General features: G+C 76.4%; 13 protein-coding genes. 8 read left to right on the top strand and 5 right to left on the bottom strand.

Going from position 1 to position 18,133, the window contains the following annotated elements; all coding sequences use genetic code 11:
* Complete coding sequence (locus ACFP3U_RS15380) at positions 1-744, bottom strand: zinc ribbon domain-containing protein (protein ID WP_380226063.1); 744 nt, start codon at positions 742-744, stop codon at positions 1-3.
* Positions 745-767: 23 nt separating this feature from the next.
* Positions 768-1,604: a Nif3-like dinuclear metal center hexameric protein gene (locus tag ACFP3U_RS15375; RefSeq protein ID WP_380226062.1), complete on the bottom strand. Its 837-nt coding sequence runs from the start codon at positions 1,602-1,604 to the stop codon at positions 768-770.
* Positions 1,605-2,175: 571 nt separating this feature from the next.
* Between ACFP3U_RS15375 and lanL the strand changes: the two genes are divergently transcribed.
* The 7 genes from lanL (at position 2,176) to ACFP3U_RS15340 (ending at position 13,714) form a co-directional block, all read left to right on the top strand.
* Positions 2,176-5,439, top strand: a complete 3,264-nt coding sequence (lanL, locus tag ACFP3U_RS15370; protein WP_380226061.1) for a class IV lanthionine synthetase LanL — start codon at positions 2,176-2,178, stop codon at positions 5,437-5,439.
* Complete coding sequence (locus tag ACFP3U_RS15365; RefSeq protein ID WP_380226060.1) at positions 5,436-7,442, top strand: S9 family peptidase; 2,007 nt, start codon at positions 5,436-5,438, stop codon at positions 7,440-7,442. The genes lanL and ACFP3U_RS15365 overlap by 4 nt, the downstream gene beginning before the upstream one ends.
* 290 nt (positions 7,443-7,732) lie before the next feature.
* On the top strand, positions 7,733-9,094 hold the full coding sequence (locus ACFP3U_RS15360; RefSeq protein ID WP_380226059.1) for a M48 family metalloprotease: 1,362 nt from the start codon (positions 7,733-7,735) through the stop codon (positions 9,092-9,094).
* 137 nt (positions 9,095-9,231) lie between these two features.
* Complete coding sequence (locus tag ACFP3U_RS15355; protein ID WP_380226058.1) at positions 9,232-9,885, top strand: class I SAM-dependent methyltransferase; 654 nt, start codon at positions 9,232-9,234, stop codon at positions 9,883-9,885.
* 280 nt (positions 9,886-10,165) lie between these two features.
* Entirely contained in the window at positions 10,166-11,467 is a 1,302-nt protein-coding gene (locus ACFP3U_RS15350; RefSeq protein WP_380226057.1) for a hypothetical protein, read from the top strand.
* A gap of 7 nt (positions 11,468-11,474) precedes the next feature.
* Positions 11,475-12,503: an N-acetylmuramoyl-L-alanine amidase gene (locus ACFP3U_RS15345; RefSeq protein ID WP_380226056.1), complete on the top strand. Its 1,029-nt coding sequence runs from the start codon at positions 11,475-11,477 to the stop codon at positions 12,501-12,503.
* A 308-nt stretch (positions 12,504-12,811) separates the two neighbouring features.
* Positions 12,812-13,714, top strand: coding sequence for a hypothetical protein (locus ACFP3U_RS15340; RefSeq protein WP_380226055.1), 903 nt, complete (start codon positions 12,812-12,814; stop codon positions 13,712-13,714).
* A 101-nt stretch (positions 13,715-13,815) separates the two neighbouring features.
* On the opposite strand, the gene ACFP3U_RS15335 is transcribed toward ACFP3U_RS15340, so the two are convergent.
* From ACFP3U_RS15335 to ACFP3U_RS15325, 3 genes are all read right to left on the bottom strand, one after another.
* The gene (locus tag ACFP3U_RS15335; protein ID WP_380226054.1) at positions 13,816-14,898 is read right to left on the bottom strand and encodes a prenyltransferase/squalene oxidase repeat-containing protein; all 1,083 of its coding nucleotides are present in this window, start codon (positions 14,896-14,898) and stop codon (positions 13,816-13,818) included.
* Complete coding sequence (locus ACFP3U_RS15330; RefSeq protein WP_380226053.1) at positions 14,895-15,662, bottom strand: class I SAM-dependent methyltransferase; 768 nt, start codon at positions 15,660-15,662, stop codon at positions 14,895-14,897. The genes ACFP3U_RS15335 and ACFP3U_RS15330 overlap by 4 nt, the downstream gene beginning before the upstream one ends.
* 183 nt (positions 15,663-15,845) lie before the next feature.
* A complete protein-coding gene (locus tag ACFP3U_RS15325) occupies positions 15,846-17,156 on the bottom strand; it encodes a glycosyltransferase family 4 protein (protein ID WP_380226052.1) in 1,311 nt (436 codons plus the stop codon).
* Positions 17,157-17,438: 282 nt separating this feature from the next.
* On the opposite strand from ACFP3U_RS15325, the gene ACFP3U_RS15320 reads away from it, so the two are divergent.
* Entirely contained in the window at positions 17,439-18,080 is a 642-nt protein-coding gene (locus ACFP3U_RS15320) for a TetR family transcriptional regulator (RefSeq protein ID WP_380226051.1), read from the top strand.
* The last annotated feature ends 53 nt before the right edge of the window (positions 18,081-18,133 follow it).

The following is an 18,133-nucleotide window of genomic DNA, read 5'->3' as shown; positions in this document are numbered from 1 at the left end:
TCAGACGCCCGAATCGGCGGTGCGGATCAGGATCCGCCCGCAGTTCTCGCAGCGGACCACCTTGTCGGCCGGCTCGGCCTTGATGGAGTTCAGCTCGGTGATCGAGAACTCGGTGCGGCAGCCCTCGCAGCGGCGCTGGTACAGGCGGGCCGCGCCGACGCCGCCCTGCGTCTCGCGCAGCTTGGCGTAGAGCTTCATGAGGTCGGCCGGGATGACGGCGGCGACGGCCTCGCGGTCGCGCCTGACCTTCTCCGCCTCGCCGTCGATCTCGGCGAACGCGGCGTCCCGGCGGCCCTCGGCCTCGGTCAGCACGACGGTGGAGTGCTCCAGGCGCGCGGTCAGCTCGGTGACCCGGGTCTGGGCGGACTCCAGCCGCTCCATGACCTCCAGCACGACGTCCTCCAGGTCGCCCTGGCGCTTGGCCAGCGAGCCGATCTCGTGCTGGAGGTTCTCCAGGTCCTTCGGCGAGGTGATCGCGCCGGAGTCCAGGCGCTGCTGGTTGCGGGCGGACCGGGCGCGGACCTGCTCCACGTCCTGCTCGGCCTTGGTCAGCTCACGGGTGGTGTCGCCGTGCTGGGCCTGGGCGGCGACCACCAGGTCCTTCAGCGCGGTGTGGTCGGCGTTGACCTTGTCGATCTCGGCGTGCTCCGGCAGGCTGCGCCGCCGGTGGGCCAGCTGGTCGAGCTTGGAGTCGATGGCCTGGAGGTCGAGCAGGCGGATCTGGTCGGCGGGCGCGGCGTTCAAGCGGAGAGCTCCTGTGAATCGGGTCAGGCGGGGAAGGACATGGGGGCGTGCGCGGTCCACGGGTCGGTGACCGTGCCGGAGACCCTGGTCTCCACGGTCCACCCGCGCTTCTCGGCGGCGGCGTGCAGCGCCCGCTCGGCCAGGGGCAGCCAGGGCCACTCGGTGGCCCAGTGCGCGGCGTCGACCAGGGCGACCGGCGCCGCCTCGGTGGCCTCGGAGGCCGGGTGGTGGCGCAGGTCGGCGGTCAGGTAGGCGTCGACGCCCGCCGCGCGCACCTCGGCGAACAGGCTGTCGCCGGAGCCGCCGCACACCGCGACCCGGCTGATCAGGCGGTTCGGGTCACCGGAGACCCGTACGCCGGTGGCGGTGGCCGGCAGGCTCGCGGCGACCTGCGCGGCGAACGCGGCCAGGGTCAGCGGGGGCTCCAGCAGGCCGACCCGCCCGGTGCCGCGCCGGCCCAGCGGGTCGGTCGGGTCCGGGACCAGCGGGCCGGTCACGGTCACGCCGACCGCCTCGGCGAGCGCGTCCGAGACGCCCGGGTCGGCGTGGTCGGCGTTGGTGTGGGCCACGTGCAGGGCGATCCCGTGGCGGATCAGGGTGTGCACGACGCGGCCCTTGAAGGTGGTGGCGGCGACGGTGGTGGTGCCGCGCAGGTACAGCGGGTGGTGGGTGACCACCAGGTCCGCTCCCCACTCGACGGCCTCGTCGACGACGGCCTGGACGGGGTCGACGGCGAACAGCACGCGGCGGACCTCGGCCTGAGGGTCTCCGCAGACCAGGCCGACGGCGTCCCAGGACTCCGCCCACTGCGGCGGGTACAGCTCTTCGAGGGCGGTGATGACGTCGGACAGTTTCGGCACCTGTCGAGACTACCGTGCGCGCGGGGGGAGGCGGTCCGCCCGGCCGGGCGGGGGGCGCGGCCGGGGCCGGGCGAGGGGCTGGGCGGGGGGGCTGGGCGGGGGCGCACGGATGCGCGTCAACCCGCGACGGAGGTGTGCGCGGGCGGGCGATGGCGCCCGTTCGACCGGCGCGCGAGCGCGGTTCACGCCGGACGAAGGGCTGCGCGCCGCGCACACGGGACCCCTCGCACGCAGGCGAACCGGCACCCCGATCACCCTTATGAGTGAAGTGACCGGCTTCGGATTGAGCACCCCTCGCTACCGAAAGTAACTTCACTTCCGCGACCGGGAGTTGCCCCGACCCGGCGGGTCGGGCAGGCCCCCCGCCGGAGCTCCGGGCCCGGACGGGTGGACCGAACCGGACCGGACCGGGCCCCGCGGCGGACGCGGCCGGGACGGCGCCGGCGACCGCCGGGGCGACGCACCCGGGCAGTTCCGAGGAACCGATTCAGGCCGTGGCCGCGCGCCCGGTGCCGGAGCAGTGGGCACCGCAGAGGGCGCGTCGGCGCCGGACGAAGGGATGTGGTGGCGGATGGAGGCGGACACATCGCTGCGTACGGCCGGCGGAACGGGCGGTGGAACGGGCTGGGCGGACCACGGGCCGGACCCGGCCGGCCGGTGGCCGGAGATGACGCGGGCGGCGCTGGCCGCCGCCGACGGGCGGGCCGACGGGCGGGTCACCGACTGGCGGGTCACCGTCGAGGGCTTCTGGTGCACGGCCGGGCCGGCCGCGGGCGAACTCCCCGACGAGGGCTGGAAACTCCACGTCAGCGCCGCCTCGGCGGTCGGCGGCGCGGTGCTCGCGGCCGTCACCGAAGTCCTCGCCGAGGATCCGTGCGCGTTCCGTTTCGCGGCCGGCCCGGCCCAGCTGCACGAGCTCAACTCCTGCCACGGCGACCGGGGTTCGGCCGGCAAGTTCATCACCGTCTACCCGGCCGGCGAACCGCAGTTCCGGCGGCTGGCCGCCGCGCTGCACCGCGCCACCGACGGCCTGCCCGGGCCCGTGGTGCTCTCCGACCGCCCGTACCGGCCGGGCAGCCTCGTCCACTACCGCTACGGCGCCATCGCGGCGCGCGCCGAGCTGGGCAACGACGGCGGGTACCGGTCGATGCTGCGCGGGCCGGACGGCGAGCGGGTCGAGGACGTGCGCGGGGAGGCGTACCGGTGCCCGCCGTGGGCCCGGGACCCGCTGGGCGTCGACGGGCCCCGGGCGTTCGACGGGCCGCAGGCGGTGGCGGGTCCGGCGGGTCCGGCCCCAGCGGATCCGGTGGGCGGCGCGCCGATGGCCGTCCGGGGCTGGCCCGGGTACCGGCCCGGCATCGGCCGGCCCGCACCCCGGCGGCGCGGCAGCGGCGGCGTGCTGCTCGCCGGCCGGTACGTGGTCACCGCGGCGATCCGGCACGGCATCGAGGGCGGCGTCTTCCTCGGCCGTGACACCGACGGCGGCGCCGAGGTCGTGGTCAAGCAGGCCCGCGCGCACATCGAGGTGGACCGCGACGGCACGGACGCGCGCGCCACCCTGCGGCACGAGGCCGCCCTGCTCGCCCGGCTGGAGGGCTTGGGCCTGGCCCCGCGACCGGTCGAACTCGTCGAGCAGGACGACTCGCTCTTCCTGGTGCAGGAACGAATCGCCGGACAGCCGCTCGGCGACTGGGTCGCGGCCCGGCTCCGCCGCGACGGCAGCCCCGGCGTCGACTGGGCCGAGGCCGAGCCGATGGCCCACGCGCTGCTCGACCTCGTCGAACGGGTACACGAGCAGGGGCTCGTGCTGCGCGGCCTCTCCCCCGGCCATGTCCTCGTCCAGCCGGACGGCTCGCTGCGGCTGGTCGACCTGGCGCCGGCCGCCGAGGCCGGCAGCCGGGCCGTCGCGGGCGGCACGCCCGGTTACCGCGCACCCGAGCAGGGGCCGGGGCGGCTCGCCCTGGTCGCGGCCGCCGGGGCCCCGGCCCCCGAACGGCGGATCGGCGGATTCGCCCGCCTCACGGCGGGCCGCGGCGGCGACGGCACCCGCACCGCCGAACCGGAGGCCGACCTGTACGCGCTCGGCGGGCTGCTCTTCCTGCTCGCCACCGGCCACGACCCGCTGCTGCCCGAGGACCTCCCGCACGCCCGCCCGGTCACCGACCGGCTGGGCCGCTGGCTCGCCCTCGCCGCCCGCTGCGGCACCACCGCCCACCGGCTCGCCCCGGCCGTCCTCGGCCTGCGCGCCGAGAAGCCGCACCGGCGCTGGCACCCGGCCCGGGTCCGGGAGGCCCTCGCGCCCGACGGGCCCGGCAGCGCGGACCACGGCGGGGCGTTCCGGCACCCCGGTCCCGCGCCGGCTGAGGACCGGCCGACGGAGGACCGACCGGTGCCTGACCGTCCGCCGCCCCGCCGACCGGCGCAGGGCCCCACCGACGGTCCGGGTCTCGTACACAGCGACGGCGACGGCGGCACGGCGGTCCTCGACCGGGTGCTGCACGACGGGCTGCGGCACATCGCCGCCACCGCCACGCCGCTGCGGCCGGACCGGCTGTGGCCCGTGGTCCCGGCCGGTGAGCGGTCGGACCCCTGCAACGTGCAGCACGGCGCGGCCGGGGTGCTCGCCCTCCTCGCCCGGGCGGCGGCGACCCCCGGACTGCCGGAGGACGTCCGCACCCTCGCCGGGACCACCGCCCGCACCGCCGCCGGATGGATCGAACGCCGGTGCGCCGCCGAACCGGTGGTCCTGCCCGGCCTGCACTTCGGCCGCTCCGGCGCCGCCTGGGCCCTGCTGGACGCCGCCCGCGCGCTGGGCGACCACGCGCTCGCCGGGCGGGCCGCCGAGCTGGCCGGACGGATCGCCGTCGAGTGGCCGAACCCGGACGTCTGCCACGGGGCGACCGGCGCCGGGTTCCTGCAACTCCGCTGCGCCGCCGAGGGAGTGTCCGGCGGCGGGGCCGGGCCGGCGGAGTTCCTCGCCCGGGCGTCGCGCTGCGGCCACGGTCTCCTGGCCTCCGCGCGGCAGACGCCGTACGGCGTGGTGTGGCCGGTGCCGCAGGACTTCGACTCGGCGCTCGCCGGGATCACCCACCTCGGGTTCGCGCACGGGGTCGCGGGGGTCGGCGCCTTCCTGCTCGCGGCGGCCGGGGCCACCGGGGACGGCGTGCTGCTCGACGGCGCCCGCGCCGCCGGCCGCACGCTCACCGCGACCGCCCGCCTCGACCCGCCGGGCCCCGAAGGCCCGACCACCCGCCTCGACCCACCGAACTCCGCAGGCCCGGTCGGCGCCGAGGACGTACCGGCCGCCTGGTGGCCGCGGAGCGCCGACGACCCCGCGCACGTCCGCCTCGCCCACTGGTGCAACGGCTCCTCCGGCGCCGGCACCTTCCTGCTGCGGCTCTGGCGCGCCACCGGCGACGCCGACGCGCACCGGCTGGCGCTGGCCGCCGGGCGGGCGGTGACCGCCGGGCGCTGGCACAGCGGCGTCTGCGCCTGCCACGGACTGGCCGGCGACGGGGAGTTCCTGCTCGACCTCGCCGAGGCCACCGGCGACCCCGGCTTCCGCGCTGCGGCCGTCGAGTCGGGCCTGCTGATCGCCGCCCGCTCGGCGCTGCGCGACGGGCTGCTGGTGCTGCCGGACGAGACCGGCACCGGGTGCGCGCCCGCCTACGGCACCGGGACGGCGGGTGCGCTGGCCTTCCTGCTGCGGCTGCGGCACGGCGGTCCGCGGCTCTGGGTGGACCCGACCCCGTTCGACGCGGCGGAGCGCTCCAGCCCTGGTACGGACAGGGTGCCAGGTCCCCGTCCCGGCCTGGGCGGGGTGGTGGCGCCGTGAACGTGGCCGTCCGGGCCGTGGCCCAGGCGCTGCGCCGGATCGGCTTCACCTTCGCCGCCGACGGCAGCCACGCCGCCTGCCTCGCCTCCGCCGCCGACGGCGGCTGGTACGCGGAGAGCTGGCAGCTCCCGGCCCAGGGCCCCGCCCGGCCGACCGGGCTCCCGCTGCCCGGCAACCGCTCCGAGGACCTCCGTTCGCAACTGGTCGCCCTGCCCGACGGCTCGGTGCTGGTCCGCCGGAGCGACGGCGAACGGCACGACCTGGTGACGCTCTCCGCCGCCACCGACCAGCACGGCCGCCCCGTCACCGCCGAACGGCCGCTGGCCACCCTGCGGATGCCGGGGCTCCGCCTCCTGCCGCTCCCCGAGGGCGCGCCGACCGGGCCCCGGGCGCCGGTCGCCCTGGCCGTCGGCAGCGACACCCGACCGGCCACCACCGTCTGGCAGGTGCGGGCCGACGGTTCCGCGCCCCACCGGGTCGCCGAGATCCCGGGCCTGCACAGCGGCGGCGCCTGGCTGGACCGGGCCGGCGCGCTGCTGGCGCTCGACCGGGTGCGCGACGGCCTGGTCCGCACCGTGGTGCTCGACCTGCGCACCGGCGCCGTCACCCCGCTGCTGGAGATCGGCGAGCGCAGCAACGACCGGCTGGCGCTGTTCGACCCGGACAGCCGGTTCGCGATGGTGCGCAGCGACGCGCCCGGCGGCGACCGGATCGGCTGGGGCGTGCTGGGCGGCGGCGACCCGCTGCGCTTCCCGGAGGTGCTGCACGTCGCGGGCATGTTCCTGCGGCCGGTCGCCCTCCGGGCGGCCGCCGACGGGCCCCGGGTGGCGATCCAGATCGACCACGGCGCGGGCTGCTCGCTCGCCCTCTGGCGGCCCGCCACCGGCCGGCTGGACCCGCTGCCCGTCCCGCCGGGGCGGCTCGGCGCGGTCGGCCACTGGTCGGCGGACGGTCTGCGGATGCCGTACTCGGCGCCCGACCACCCGGCCGCGCTCGCCACCCTGGACGTGGACGCGCTGCTCTCGCACGGGCCGGTCGCCGCCACCTCGGGGCCGGTGCCGCTGCCCCTGCAACTGGCGCCGCTGGGCTCCGGCCTGCCGGGGCCGTGGCGGGACACCGTCCTGCCCTGGCAGCCCGGCGGCACCAGGAGCCGCCCCGGCACGACACCGCGTGGATGGCGGCTCGACGGTTCCACCGAGCCCGGCGACGGCGGCCGCTGGCACCCCGCCCAGAGCCTCGAACTCTCGGGCCCTGCAGGCCCGTTGGAGGCCGTGGTCTACGGCGGGGACGCCTGGCTGAGCAGCCCCCACCTGGTACTCGCCCTGCACGGCGGCCCGGCGGACGCCTGGCGGCTGGAGTTCGACCCGGCGCTGCAACGGATGGCCGGCGAGGGCCTGGCCGTGCTCGCGCCGAACCAGCGCGGTTCCACCGGGTACGGGGTGGCGCACGCGATGGCGATCCGGGGTGCCTGGGGCGGGCCCGACCTCGACGACGTCCTGCACCTGCTGGAGGGCATCGCCGGCCAGCGCGCCGCGCTCGGACTGGAGCCGCCCGCCCTGTTCGGGGTGAGCTACGGCGCGTTCCTCGCGCTGCTGGCGGCGGTCCACGCGCCGGCCGGTCAGGTGGCGCGCTGCGCGGTGGTCGCGCCGTTCCTGTCCGGCGCCCGGCTGCAGGCCGAAGCCTCCACCGCCGTCCGGGCGCTGACCACCCGCCTGGGCGGCGGCGAGCCGATCTCCGACGCCCGCGGACCGCGCGACGTGCTCCAGCTCGCGCACCGGATCGGGGCGCCGCTGCTGGTCGTGCACGGCGACCGGGACGAGGTCGTGCCAGTGAGCCAGTCCCGTTCGCTGCGGCACGAGTTGCTGCGGATCGGACGCTCCGAGGGGGCCGACTTCCGCTACGTCGAGGCGGCGGGGGCCGGGCACGAGGCGCTGGCCGAGGAGGGCGGCGCGGTGCTGCACGAACTGCTCGCCGGCTTCCTGCGCACCGGCCGGCCGGGGTAACTGGGCCCGCCGGAACGCCCGGCGGGCCCCGCGCCGCGTCCGGGCCACCGGGTCACCGCGCCGCGACCCGCTCAGCCCAGCGTGACGACCGTCCGCAGCGCCTCGCCGCCGCGCATCTGCGCGAGCGCCTCGTTGACCTCCGCCAGGGCGACCCGGTGCGCGATCATGCCCGCGAGGTAGAACGCGTTCCAGTTGCCCCGGCCCGCGCCCGGGCGCCGCGTACGAGCCCCCGAAAACAGGGGCCGCCGGGTCTTCCGCCGCCGTCCGCACCACTGGCATGATCGTCCGCCGTGCCGAACCCCACCGTTCCCCCACCGTCCGCGCTCGCGACCTCCACCTCCCCCGCCGCCGACGGCCGCCCGCGCCACTGCCCCGAGTGCTCCGCGCCGGTCGACCCCGACCCCCGGTTCACCGCCTGGTGCCCGGCCTGCGAGTGGAACCTCCTCCCCACCGAGGAGGCTGCCGAGGACGCCGCCAGGAGCCCGAAGGAGCTGGCCCGGGAACGGGCGGCGGCCGAGCGGACCGAGCGGCTGTTCGAGGACGTCGTGGCCGGCCGCGCCGACACCACCCGCCGGGACTGGCTCGCCGCCTCGGCCCTGGCCGTCCCGATCCACCTCGTCACCCTCGCCGTGACGGGTTCGGGCGCCTGGCTCCTCGTCACCGGCAACACACCGCTGCGCTGCCTGGGCGCACTGCTGCTCGCCGTCGCCTTCCTGCTCCGCCCGCGCCTCGGCCGGGCGCCGAGCGGCACGGGCGTCCTGAACCGAGCCGAGGCACCCGCCCTGTACGGGCTGACCGACCGGATCGCCGCCGAAATCGGGGCGCCGCCGGTCGGGGTGATCCAGGTCGACGAGGCGTTCAACGCGAGCATGGCGGTGGTCGGCCTGCGCCGGACGTCCGTGCTCACGGTGGGCCTGCCGCTCTGGGAGGCGCTGGACGAGCGGCAGCGGATCGCGCTGCTCGGCCATGAGCTCGCCCACCGGGTCAACGGCGACTACCGGCGCGGCCTCTGGCTCGGCTCGGCGATGCGTTCGCTCGCGCACTGGTACGACCTCAGCCTGCCGCGCGAGCGGACCAGGGGCGGGTACGGCGTGGTCGCGCTGCTGTCGCTGATCGGCGACTACCTGGGCAACGCCTTCCTGCACCTGCTCAGCCGGGTGCTGTACCGGGCGTTCTTCGTGCTCGACCGGCTCACGGCGCGGGCCGGCCAGCAGGCCGAGTACCACGCCGACGAGCTCGGCGCCCGGGTCGGGTCCACCGAGGCGGCGCGCGAGGGCCTGACCGTCGGGCTGCTCGCCGCGGCGACCGGGACGGTGACCATGCGGCTGCGCGCCGAGATCCAGTCGCGGCCCCGGTCCGGACGGCGCGGGGACACCCCGGCGGGGCCGGACACCGACGCGCTCTGGCCGCGGCTGCGCGAGCACCTGGCCGCGATCCCGCCGCTGGAGCGCGAGCGGCTGCTCCGCCGCTCGCGCCGGCAGGGGCAGGCCGTGGACGCCTCGCACCCGCCGACCCATCTGCGCATCGCGCTGCTCGCGGAGCGCCCGCCCGTCCCGGCGGCGATCCGCTGCACCCCGGAGGAGGCCGCCGCCATCGACGCCGAGCTCGCCCCGCACCGCAGCCGCGTCGCCCGCACCCTGCTCGCCGGCTGACCTGCCCGCCCCCGACCCCGGTCCGACCGGTCCGACCGGGGTTGGGGGCGGAGGCGAGCCGAGCTCAAACTGTCGAGTAGGGTCCGACGGCCAGTAAGACCGCCCGACCATCGGACCACCCGCCGAGGAGCAGCACCATGTCCGACCTCCTGGAGACCGCGCGCCCCCAGCCCGAGGTGCTGGCCGCGTTCGAGGCCGCGACCGGGTTCATGCCCGTCGACGAGGGCCTCGCCCTGTACGCCGCCGCCGTGACCGCCGCGCGCCGGACCGGGCTCCCCGTGCTGGAGATCGGCACCTACTGCGGCCGCTCGGCGATCCTGCTGGCCGCCGCCGCCCGGGAGACCGGCACCATGGCGCTGACCGTCGACCACCACCGCGGCTCCGAGGAGCAGCAGCCCGGCTGGGAGTACCACGACCCGACCCTGGTCGACCCGGAGGTCGGCCGGATGGACACCCTCCCCCGGTTCCGCCGCACGCTGCACGCGGCCGGTCTGGAGGAGCACGTGATCGCCCTGGTCGGCCGCTCGCCCCGGATCGCGGCGCTGTGGGGCGGCCGGCTCGCCCTGGTCTTCATCGACGGCGGCCACACCGACGAGCACGCCACCGCCGACTACGAGGGCTGGGCGCCGCACCTGGCACCCGAGGGCCTGCTGGTCGTCCACGACGTCTTCCCGGACCCGGCCGACGGCGGCCAGGCTCCCTACCGCGTGTACCTGCGGGCCCTGGCCGAGGGCTTCGAGGAGGTCTCGGTGACCGGTTCGCTGCGCGTCCTGCGCCGCGCCGCCGGCTGAGAACCGCAGGTCGGACCGGTTTCCGCAGCTCCCGCCCGGCACTCCACCCGGCACCCCGGCGGACGCTCCCGGACGACGTCCGCGGGGTGTCCGGAGTCGGCCGACCCGCCCCACGGCCGATCACGGATGCTCTAACGTCGTGCCGGGACTGCCGGGCGGGGGCGCGAACGGTTACGGTGTCCGCGCGGTCGCGGACGCCCGCGATCGCGGCGCGGCCGCACGACACCAGCAGAGCACCCGGGCGGACCAGGCCCGGGCAGACCGTGGGGGCCAGGCACAGATGACCGACCAGCAGAACACCGCTCCGGCGGTCTGGGACCCGACCGCCCGCGGCGGTGCGGGCGGCTGGGTGCGCGGTCCCCAGCAGCCCGCCACGCCGGGCGCGCCGCCGACCGCCCCGCCGGCCGCCCCGCCGGCCGCCCCCGGTCGGCCCGCCGGCCCGCCAGCGCCCCCGGCCGGACCGCACGACGACGACGCCCCGACGGCGCTCATCCCGCACCCGCTCCCGCCGCAGCCCGCCGCACCCGGCGCTTTCCCGCCCCGGAACGCGCCGCCGCAGCCGTCCGCCGCGGCCCCGACCGCCCCGGCGTTCCCGCAGGTCGCCCCCGGTGGGCCGGCCCCCGGCGCGCCCTACGGCCCGCCCCGGCCGGCCCAGCAGCCGCCGTACCCGCCGCAGGACGGCCACGCCCAGGCCCCGTACGGCTACGACCAGCCCGGCTACGACCAGCCGGGCTACGGTCAGCAGGGCTACGGCCAGGCCGCGTACGAGCAGCAGAGCTACGAGCAGCACGGCTACGGCCAGGCCCCCCACGACTACCCGACCGGCTACGAGGCGGCCGAGGACGACGAGGGCCCCGGCAGCCGGCGCGCGCCGCTGCTGATCGCCTTCGCCCTGCTCTTCGTCCTGGCCCTGGGCGGCGGCATCCTCTGGGCGGTCAGGGACAAGGGCTCCACCACCGACCAGGCCGGCCCCGCGCCCTCCTCCTCCGCCGCCACCACCGGCTCCGGGAACCCGCAGCCCGCCCCGGCCCCCACCGGTTCCGCCGGTGCGCCGACCCCGGCCGCCACCGACCCCGCGGCGAGCCCGAGCGGCACCCCCAGCCCGACCGCCGCCGGCGGCCCCAACGCGCCGGCCCAGGCCAAGGCCCTGGACGAGCTGCTCACCCAGGGCGAGGGCGCCAAGGCCCCGATCGGCAGCGCGGTCGCCAAGGTGAACAGCTGCCCGGCCAAGCCCGACATCGACTCCGCCGCGCAGGTGTTCGACAACGGCGCCAAGCAGCGCGACCAACTCCTCACCAAGCTGGGCACCTTGGGCGTCGCGGACCTGCCGGGCGGCGCCGAGGCGGTGCAGTCGCTGAAGTCCGCCTGGCAGCTGTCCGCCGACATCGACCGGGCGTACGCGAGCTGGGCCCGGACGGTCTCCACCCAGGGCTGCTCGGGCAGCGCCCCGAACACCGCCGACAAGAAGCGCGCCGACGAGCTCAACCCGCAGGCCACCCAGGCGAAGAAGGACTTCGTCACGAAGTGGAAGGCGATCGCCGACCAGTTCGGACTCACCCCCCGCACCCAGGACCGGATCTGAACCACCCGTGACGCGCATCACCGATCACCCCGCCGCCCCCACGGCCACCTCCACCATCACCGATGACGCCGAGCGCCCGGCCGCCCCGAAGCGCCGCCGCTCCGCGCTGCTGCGCACCGCGGCCGCGGTCGGCGTACTCGCCGTACTCGGCCTGGCCGGCTGGCTCGGCCGGCAGGCCCTCGGCGACTCCGACCCGGCCACCCCGGCCGCCGCCGGCACCGGTACGCCCGCCGCCCCGAACCCCGGCTTCGGAACGCCCGGCTTCGGAACCCCCGGCGCGTCGACGGCGCCCACCCCTGCCGCCACCCCCGGCAACGGCAGCGCCGCCCCCGCGTTCCCGCTCCCTGCCCCCACCACCACCACCACCCTGACCGGCCGCACCGTCGTCCTCGACCCGGGCCACAACGCCGGGAACTCCGCCCACACCACCGAGATCAACCGCAAGGTCGACATAGGCAACACCCGCAAGGAGTGCGACACCACCGGCACCAGCACCAACGCCGGCTACACCGAGGCCGAGTACTCCCTCGACGTGGTCCGCCGCGCCCGCGCGATCCTCACCGCCCGCGGGGCCACCGTGGTGCTGGTCCACGACGGCGACCGCCCGTGGGGGCCGTGCATCGACGAGCGCGCCCGGATCGGCAACACCGCCCACGCCGACGCCGCGGTCTCGGTGCACGGCGACGGCGGCCCGGCGAGCGGCAGCGGCTTCCACGTGATCATGCCCGCCAAGGTGACCGCCGGGAAGGCGAACACCTCCGCGATCGTCGAACCCTCGCACCGGCTGGGCCTGCTGCTGCGCGACGGCTTCCGGGCGGCGACGGGCGAGCCGTACGCCGACTACGTCGCGAGCCAGGGCCTGGACACCCGTTCGGACCTCGGCGGTTTGAACCTCTCGACCGTGCCCAAGGTGTTCATCGAGTGCGGTAACATGCGCAACCCGACGGACGCCCGTCGGATGACGGATCCTCAGTGGCGCCAACAGGCCGCCCAGGGGATCGCCGACGCGCTGACCTCGTTCCTGACCACCCGGTAGGAGGCCGCCCGGCGGCGGACGGCGGTCCGGTCGACGGATCGGCGAGCCGGTTGACGGCGCGGCGGACCGGTTGACGGCGCGGCGGACCGGTTGACGGAACACTAAACAACCGGGGTCGGAACCGCGCGGTTTGCAACGACTTCGCCCCGTTCCCGAGCCCGCCGTGCACCTGGGAGGCCGTTGGCCCTAGGCTTCTGGTCCGTTCGGAGTTTTCGGCCCGGTCAGCCGACCGGACGGGCGCCGACGAACACCGGCCGAGCGCCGACACGAAAACCGCCGACCACGACACACCAACGAGGGGAACGTTAGTGAATCTGCGCGCTCTCACCAAGGGAGACGCCGCCGTCGCAGGTGCGGCCGTCCTGCTCTTCATCGCCTCCTTCCTGCCGTACTGGTCCGTCGACTGCAAGGGCAGGTACTGCGGCGACACCTCGACGAACGCCTGGGACAGTGTCCTGTTCCCCGTGCTGCCCTCGGTCTTCCTGCTCGGCATCCTGGCCGCCGCCCTCATCCTGATCCAGCGCTTCCAGGGCCAGGCGGCCGCGAACCGTCAGATCCTCGGCCTGCGCCTGGACCAGTGGGGCATCGCCTTCTCGGTGGCCGCGCTGTGGACCGCGCTGTGGGCGCTCGGCGGCGGCATGGACGGCATCGGCCACGGCTTCGGCGCCTGGCTCGCCGTCATCGCGCTGGTCGTGCTGGCCGTTGCGGCCGCGGGCGGCCAGCTGATCCCGGTGCTCAAGACCCCGCTGGTCACCGACAAGCCGGCCGCCCCGGCGGCCTTCCCGGCCGGCGGCTACCCCGCCCCGGGCCAGCCCGGCCAGCCCGGCGGTTACGGCTACCCGGGCCAGGACCCGAACCAGCCGCCGTTCGGCCAGCCCGGTGGCTACGGCTACCCGTCCGCGCAGGCCGGCCAGCCCGGCCAGCCGGTCCCGGGCCAGCCGCACGACGTCGCCGCCCAGCAGGCCGCGCAGCAGGCTGGCACCCAGCCGCAGCCGGCGGCCCCGGCCGCGGACTTCGCGCCGTTCTGGTTCGCCGTCCCGGCGCCGCGTCAGCTGAGCCCGAAGGACAACCCGGCCGGTGCCCCGGTCGGCGAGCTGGTCCCCGGCACCTGGTACCTGGCGGTCGAGCAGCGCGGCGGCGCGCTGGTCGCCCAGCTGCAGGACGGCACCCAGGGCCTGCTGGCCGACCCCTCGGGCATCCAGCGCGGCTGACCCCGCCGACGCCCCGTACGGCGAAGGGGCGGGACCGGATCTCTCCGGTCCCGCCCCTTCGCCGTTCCACGCGGCGGATATCGTCGGCTGTGGTCGGCCGCTCAGCAGCAGTCCTGGACCACCAGCCCGGTCGGCAGCTCCTCGCCGCCGAACACCGCCACCGTCGCCGGGTCGCCGCCGAGCGCCGCGACCGTCAGCAGCAGCGCGCCCGCCGTCCAGGTGGTGCGCTCCTCCGGCCAGATCGCGTCGTCCTCGAACACGTACCCGGTCCAGTACGAGCCGTCCTCGTGCCGCAGGTGCTTCTGGATCCAGCGCAGGATGTCCACCGCGCGGTCCGACTCGCCGATCGCCCAGAGCGCCATGGCCAGTTCGGCGCTCTCGCCGCCGGTGACCCAGGGCCGGTCGCCGACGCAGCGCACGCCCAGGCCCGGGACGACGAACCGGTCCCAGTCCCGGGCGATCCGCTCCTGCGCGGCCGGGCCGCGCAGCGCGGTGCCGAGCACGGGGTAGTACCAGTCCATCGAGTAACGGCCCTTGTCGAGGAACCGCTCGGGGTGGTGGGTGACGGCGTGCCCGAGCCGGCCGGCCGCGAGCTCCCAGTCGGGCTGCGGCTCCTCCAGGTAGTCGGCGACGGCCAGCCCGCAGCGCAGCGCGTGCAGGATGCTGGACGAGCCGGTGAGCAGCGCCTCGTCGGTGGCCCGGCCGTGCTCGTCGACCCGCCAGGCGATCGGGCCGCCGGGCAGCCGCTGGGCGACGATGAAGTCCAGCGCGCGCCGGACGGTCGGCCAGATCCAGTCCAGGAAGGCGTCGTCACCGGTGGAGAGGTGGTGGTGCCAGACGCCGACCGCCACGTAGGCGCAGAAGTTGGTCTCCTTGGCCGCGTCGCAGACCTCGCCGTCGGCGTGCTCCGACTGCCCGTAGGCGTACGCGGCGTACCAGGAGCCGTCCGGGTTCTGGCGCGCCGCCAGCCAGCGGTAGGCGGCCTCGGCGGCGGCGTGCTCGCCGGCCGTGTCCAGCGCCATCGCCGCCTCGGTGTGGTCCCACGGGTCGAGGTGGTGGCCGTGGAACCACGGTATGGCGCCGTCGGGCTGCTGCTCGGCGAGGATGCTGCGGACGGTGCCGGCGGCCTGCTCGGCGTCGAGCACCCCGTCGAGGAGCAGGACCTCGGGGACGGCGGCGGTCACTCCGCCCCGCCCGCGCCCTCGGCGCCGCGCCCCGCGCCGGCCCGGTGGGGCTTGGCGGCGTAGGCGACGAAGCTCTTGCCGATGACCGGGTTGAGCGCCCGCTCGGCGGCCTTGGTGAGGGTGCTGATCACCGGGGTGCCGACGATGTCCCAGACCAGCAGCTGGTGGTAGGCCTTGACCGGCAGCGCCTTGTCGTTGTTGACGCCCACCGCGCACTTGATCCACCAGTACGGCGAGTGCAGCGCGTGCGCGTGGTGGGTGCCGTACGGCTCCAGGCCGGCGTCCTTGAGCTTGCCGACCAGTTCGTCGCCCCGGTAGATCCGGATGTGGCCGCCCTCGACCTCGTGGTACTCGTCGGAGAGCGCCCAGCAGATCTTCTCGGGCAGCCAGCGCGGCACGGTGACGGCGAGCAGGCCGCCGGGCTTGAGCACCCGGAACATCTCGTTGAGCACGCCCTTGTCGTCCGGGATGTGCTCCATCACCTCGGAGATGATGATCTTGTCGAAGTAGTCGTCCTCGAACGGCAGGGCCAGCGCGTTGCCCTCCATGGCGACCGCGGACGCGCCCTCCGGCGCCTCGCCGGCCTGCTCCATGGCGGCGAACCACTTCCTGACCTCGGCGATCTCCTCGGCGTTCTGGTCGAGGGCGACCACATTGGCCCCGCGCCGGTAGCACTCGAACGCGTGCCGTCCCCCGCCGCAGCCCAGGTCGAGCACCCGGTCGCCGGGGGCGAGCGGGAAGCGCGAGAAATCAACGGTCAGCACTGCGGACTCCCATTCCTTCGGTACCCAAGGTTCCTGACGCCGAGCCAGGGAAAACGCGGAGGCGCGGCCGGGGCGGTCGGGCGGGCCGCCCGGCGCGGCCACGGGTGCGGCGGCCGGTCGCCCGCGCCGCCCGCCCGGCGGCGGCGTCCCGGCCGCAGCGTCCCGGCCGTAGGGCGGACGCCGTCAGGCCACGTAGCGCCAGCCCGGGCCGGAGCGGGCCCGGCGGCCGGCCCCAGTGGCGATCGCGGCCCGGTAGCCCTCGACGGTCAGCTCGGCGGCGCGCTCCCAGGTGAACCGGGCGAGCACCCGCTCCCGGCCCGCCGCGCCGAGCGCGGCCCGCAGCTCCGGGTCGTCCAGCAGCCGGCCGAGCGCCGTCGCGAGCGCGTCCGCGTCGCCCGGGGGCACCGCGAGGCAGCTCTCGCCGTCCGGACCGGCCACCTCGGGGATCGCGCCACCGGTGGTGGCGACCAGCGGGGTGCCGGTGGCCATCGCCTCGGCGGCCGGCAGCGAGAAGCCCTCGTACAGCGACGGCACACAGGCCACCTCGGCCGAGCGGTAGAGGTCCACCAGGTCCCAGTCGGTCAGGCCGTGCCGGAACTCGATGTGCCGCTCCAGCCCGAAGGCGCGCACCGCGCGGGCGATCGGGCCGTCCTCCTTCTGCGGCTTGCCGACCACGACCAGGTGCGCGTCCCGTTCGGTGCGGACCTTCGCCAGCGCCTCGACCAGGTGCACCAGGCCCTTCAGCGGGACGTCGGCGCTGGAGGTGGTGACGATCCGTCCGGGCACCCGGGCCACCGCGTCCGACGGGGACCAGAGCCGGGTGTCGGCGCCGATCGGCACCACCGAGACGGAGTGCGGCGCGGCGCCCAGGTGCTCGGCGATCTCGCGCTTGGAGGTGCCGGAGACGGTGATGATGTGCTCCAGCCGGGTGGCGACCCGGCGCTGCATCCGGGTGAAGGCGTACCAGCGGCGCAGCGACAGCCGCTTCAGCCGGCCGGCCGCCGCGTCGAGTTCGACCTGGCGGTCCACGGTGATCGGGTGGTGGATCGTGGTGACCAGCGGGAAGCCGTGCCGGGCCAGGCCGAGCAGGCCGTAGCCGAGCGTCTGGTTGTCGTGCACCACGTCGTAGCGGCCGCGGTGCCGGGCCAGGTACTGGCGGGCGCGCAGCGAGAAGGTCAGCGGCTCGGGGAAGCCGCCGGTGCGCATGGTGACGTACTCCAGGACGTCCACCGGCCCCCGGTACTCCTCTCGCGCCGGGGTGCGGAAGGGGTCGTCGGCGCGGTAGAGGTCCAGACTGGGCAGTTCCACCAGCCGGACCGAGCCCGGCCCCTCGACCTCGTCCAGGACGGGGTACGGCTGGGCGCCGATCACGTCCACGTGGTGGCCGAGGCGGGCCAGCTCACGGGAGAGGTGCCGTACGTAGACGCCCTGACCGCCGCAGAACGGGTCGCCGCGGTACGAGAGCAGGGCAATCCGCAGCGGCTGCGCGGTCATCGTCGGCCCTCATCTCTGCTGCTGTCTGTGCTGCCGGTCGGTAAAGTAGATCAGGTTTCAGTGTGGTGTGGAGTTCACCAGCTGCCCCGTGAACAATGAGAGACCTCGAAGATACCGGCCCGTAGCATCCGCTCCGGATCCAGGGCTGGTGATTCGCGCCACGCCCGGGTGCCACACCCGCCCGTGCCCGTCCGTCCGGCCCCACCCGTCCCAGCCCGTCCCTTCCCTCTCTGTCCGTCCCCGTCCGGAGCAGCCCACCACTTCTCGCGCCCGGGAGCGTCCTTGCCGTCACCGTCCTCACCGCCGCCCACGCCGGCCGCACCGCCCGCGTCCGCGGCCGTCCCCGGGGCGACCCCGCCGCTCACCGCCCGGCAGGCCGAACGGCGGCGGCGGATCCTGCGGACCGCGACCGTCCTGGCGGCCCGCGGCGGGTACGACGCCGTCCAGATGCGGGAGGTCGCGGAGGGCGCGCAGGTGGCGCTCGGCACGCTCTACCGGTACTTCCCCTCCAAGGTGCACCTGCTGGTGGCGGTCATGCTGGAACAGCTGCGCGGCCTCCAGGAGCAGGTCCGCCGGCACCCGCCGACCGAGCGCGAACCGGCGCCGCGGGTCGCCGAGACGCTCACCCGGGCGTTCCACGCGCTGCAGCGCGAGCCGCTGCTGGCCGAGGCGATGGTCCGCGCGCTCTCCTTCGCCGACCGCTCGGTGGGCGCCGAGGTGGACCAGGTCTCCGCCACCACCGGACAGCTGATCCTGGACGCCATCGGGCAGTCCGGACCGCCCACCGAGACGCAGCGCGCCGCCGTCCGGGTGATCGAGCACACCTGGCACGCGGCGCTGGTCGCCTGGCTCTCCGGCCGCGCCTCGATCGCCGAGGTCCGGGCCGACCTGCACACCGCCGCCCGGCTGCTCACGCTGCCTTAGACCGACCGGCAAATGGATCACTTGAGACGCCGGGTGGTGGGGCGGCTGGGCCA

The organism is Kitasatospora misakiensis (assembly GCF_042656005.1).
Taxonomy (GTDB): domain Bacteria; phylum Actinomycetota; class Actinomycetes; order Streptomycetales; family Streptomycetaceae; genus Kitasatospora; species Kitasatospora misakiensis.
This window is presented reverse-complemented; position numbering and strand designations above follow the sequence as displayed.

Bases quoted from the DNA above. Each gene is read 5' to 3' on its own strand.
- ACFP3U_RS15350 (WP_380226057.1), top strand. From the start codon at position 10,166: ATGACCGACCAGCAGAACACCGCTCCGGCGGTCTGGGACCCGACCGCC.
- lanL (WP_380226061.1), top strand. From the start codon at position 2,176: ATGGAGGCGGACACATCGCTGCGTACGGCCGGCGGAACGGGCGGTGGA.
- ACFP3U_RS15325 (WP_380226052.1), bottom strand. From the start codon at position 17,156: ATGACCGCGCAGCCGCTGCGGATTGCCCTGCTCTCGTACCGCGGCGAC.
- ACFP3U_RS15355 (WP_380226058.1), top strand. From the start codon at position 9,232: ATGTCCGACCTCCTGGAGACCGCGCGCCCCCAGCCCGAGGTGCTGGCC.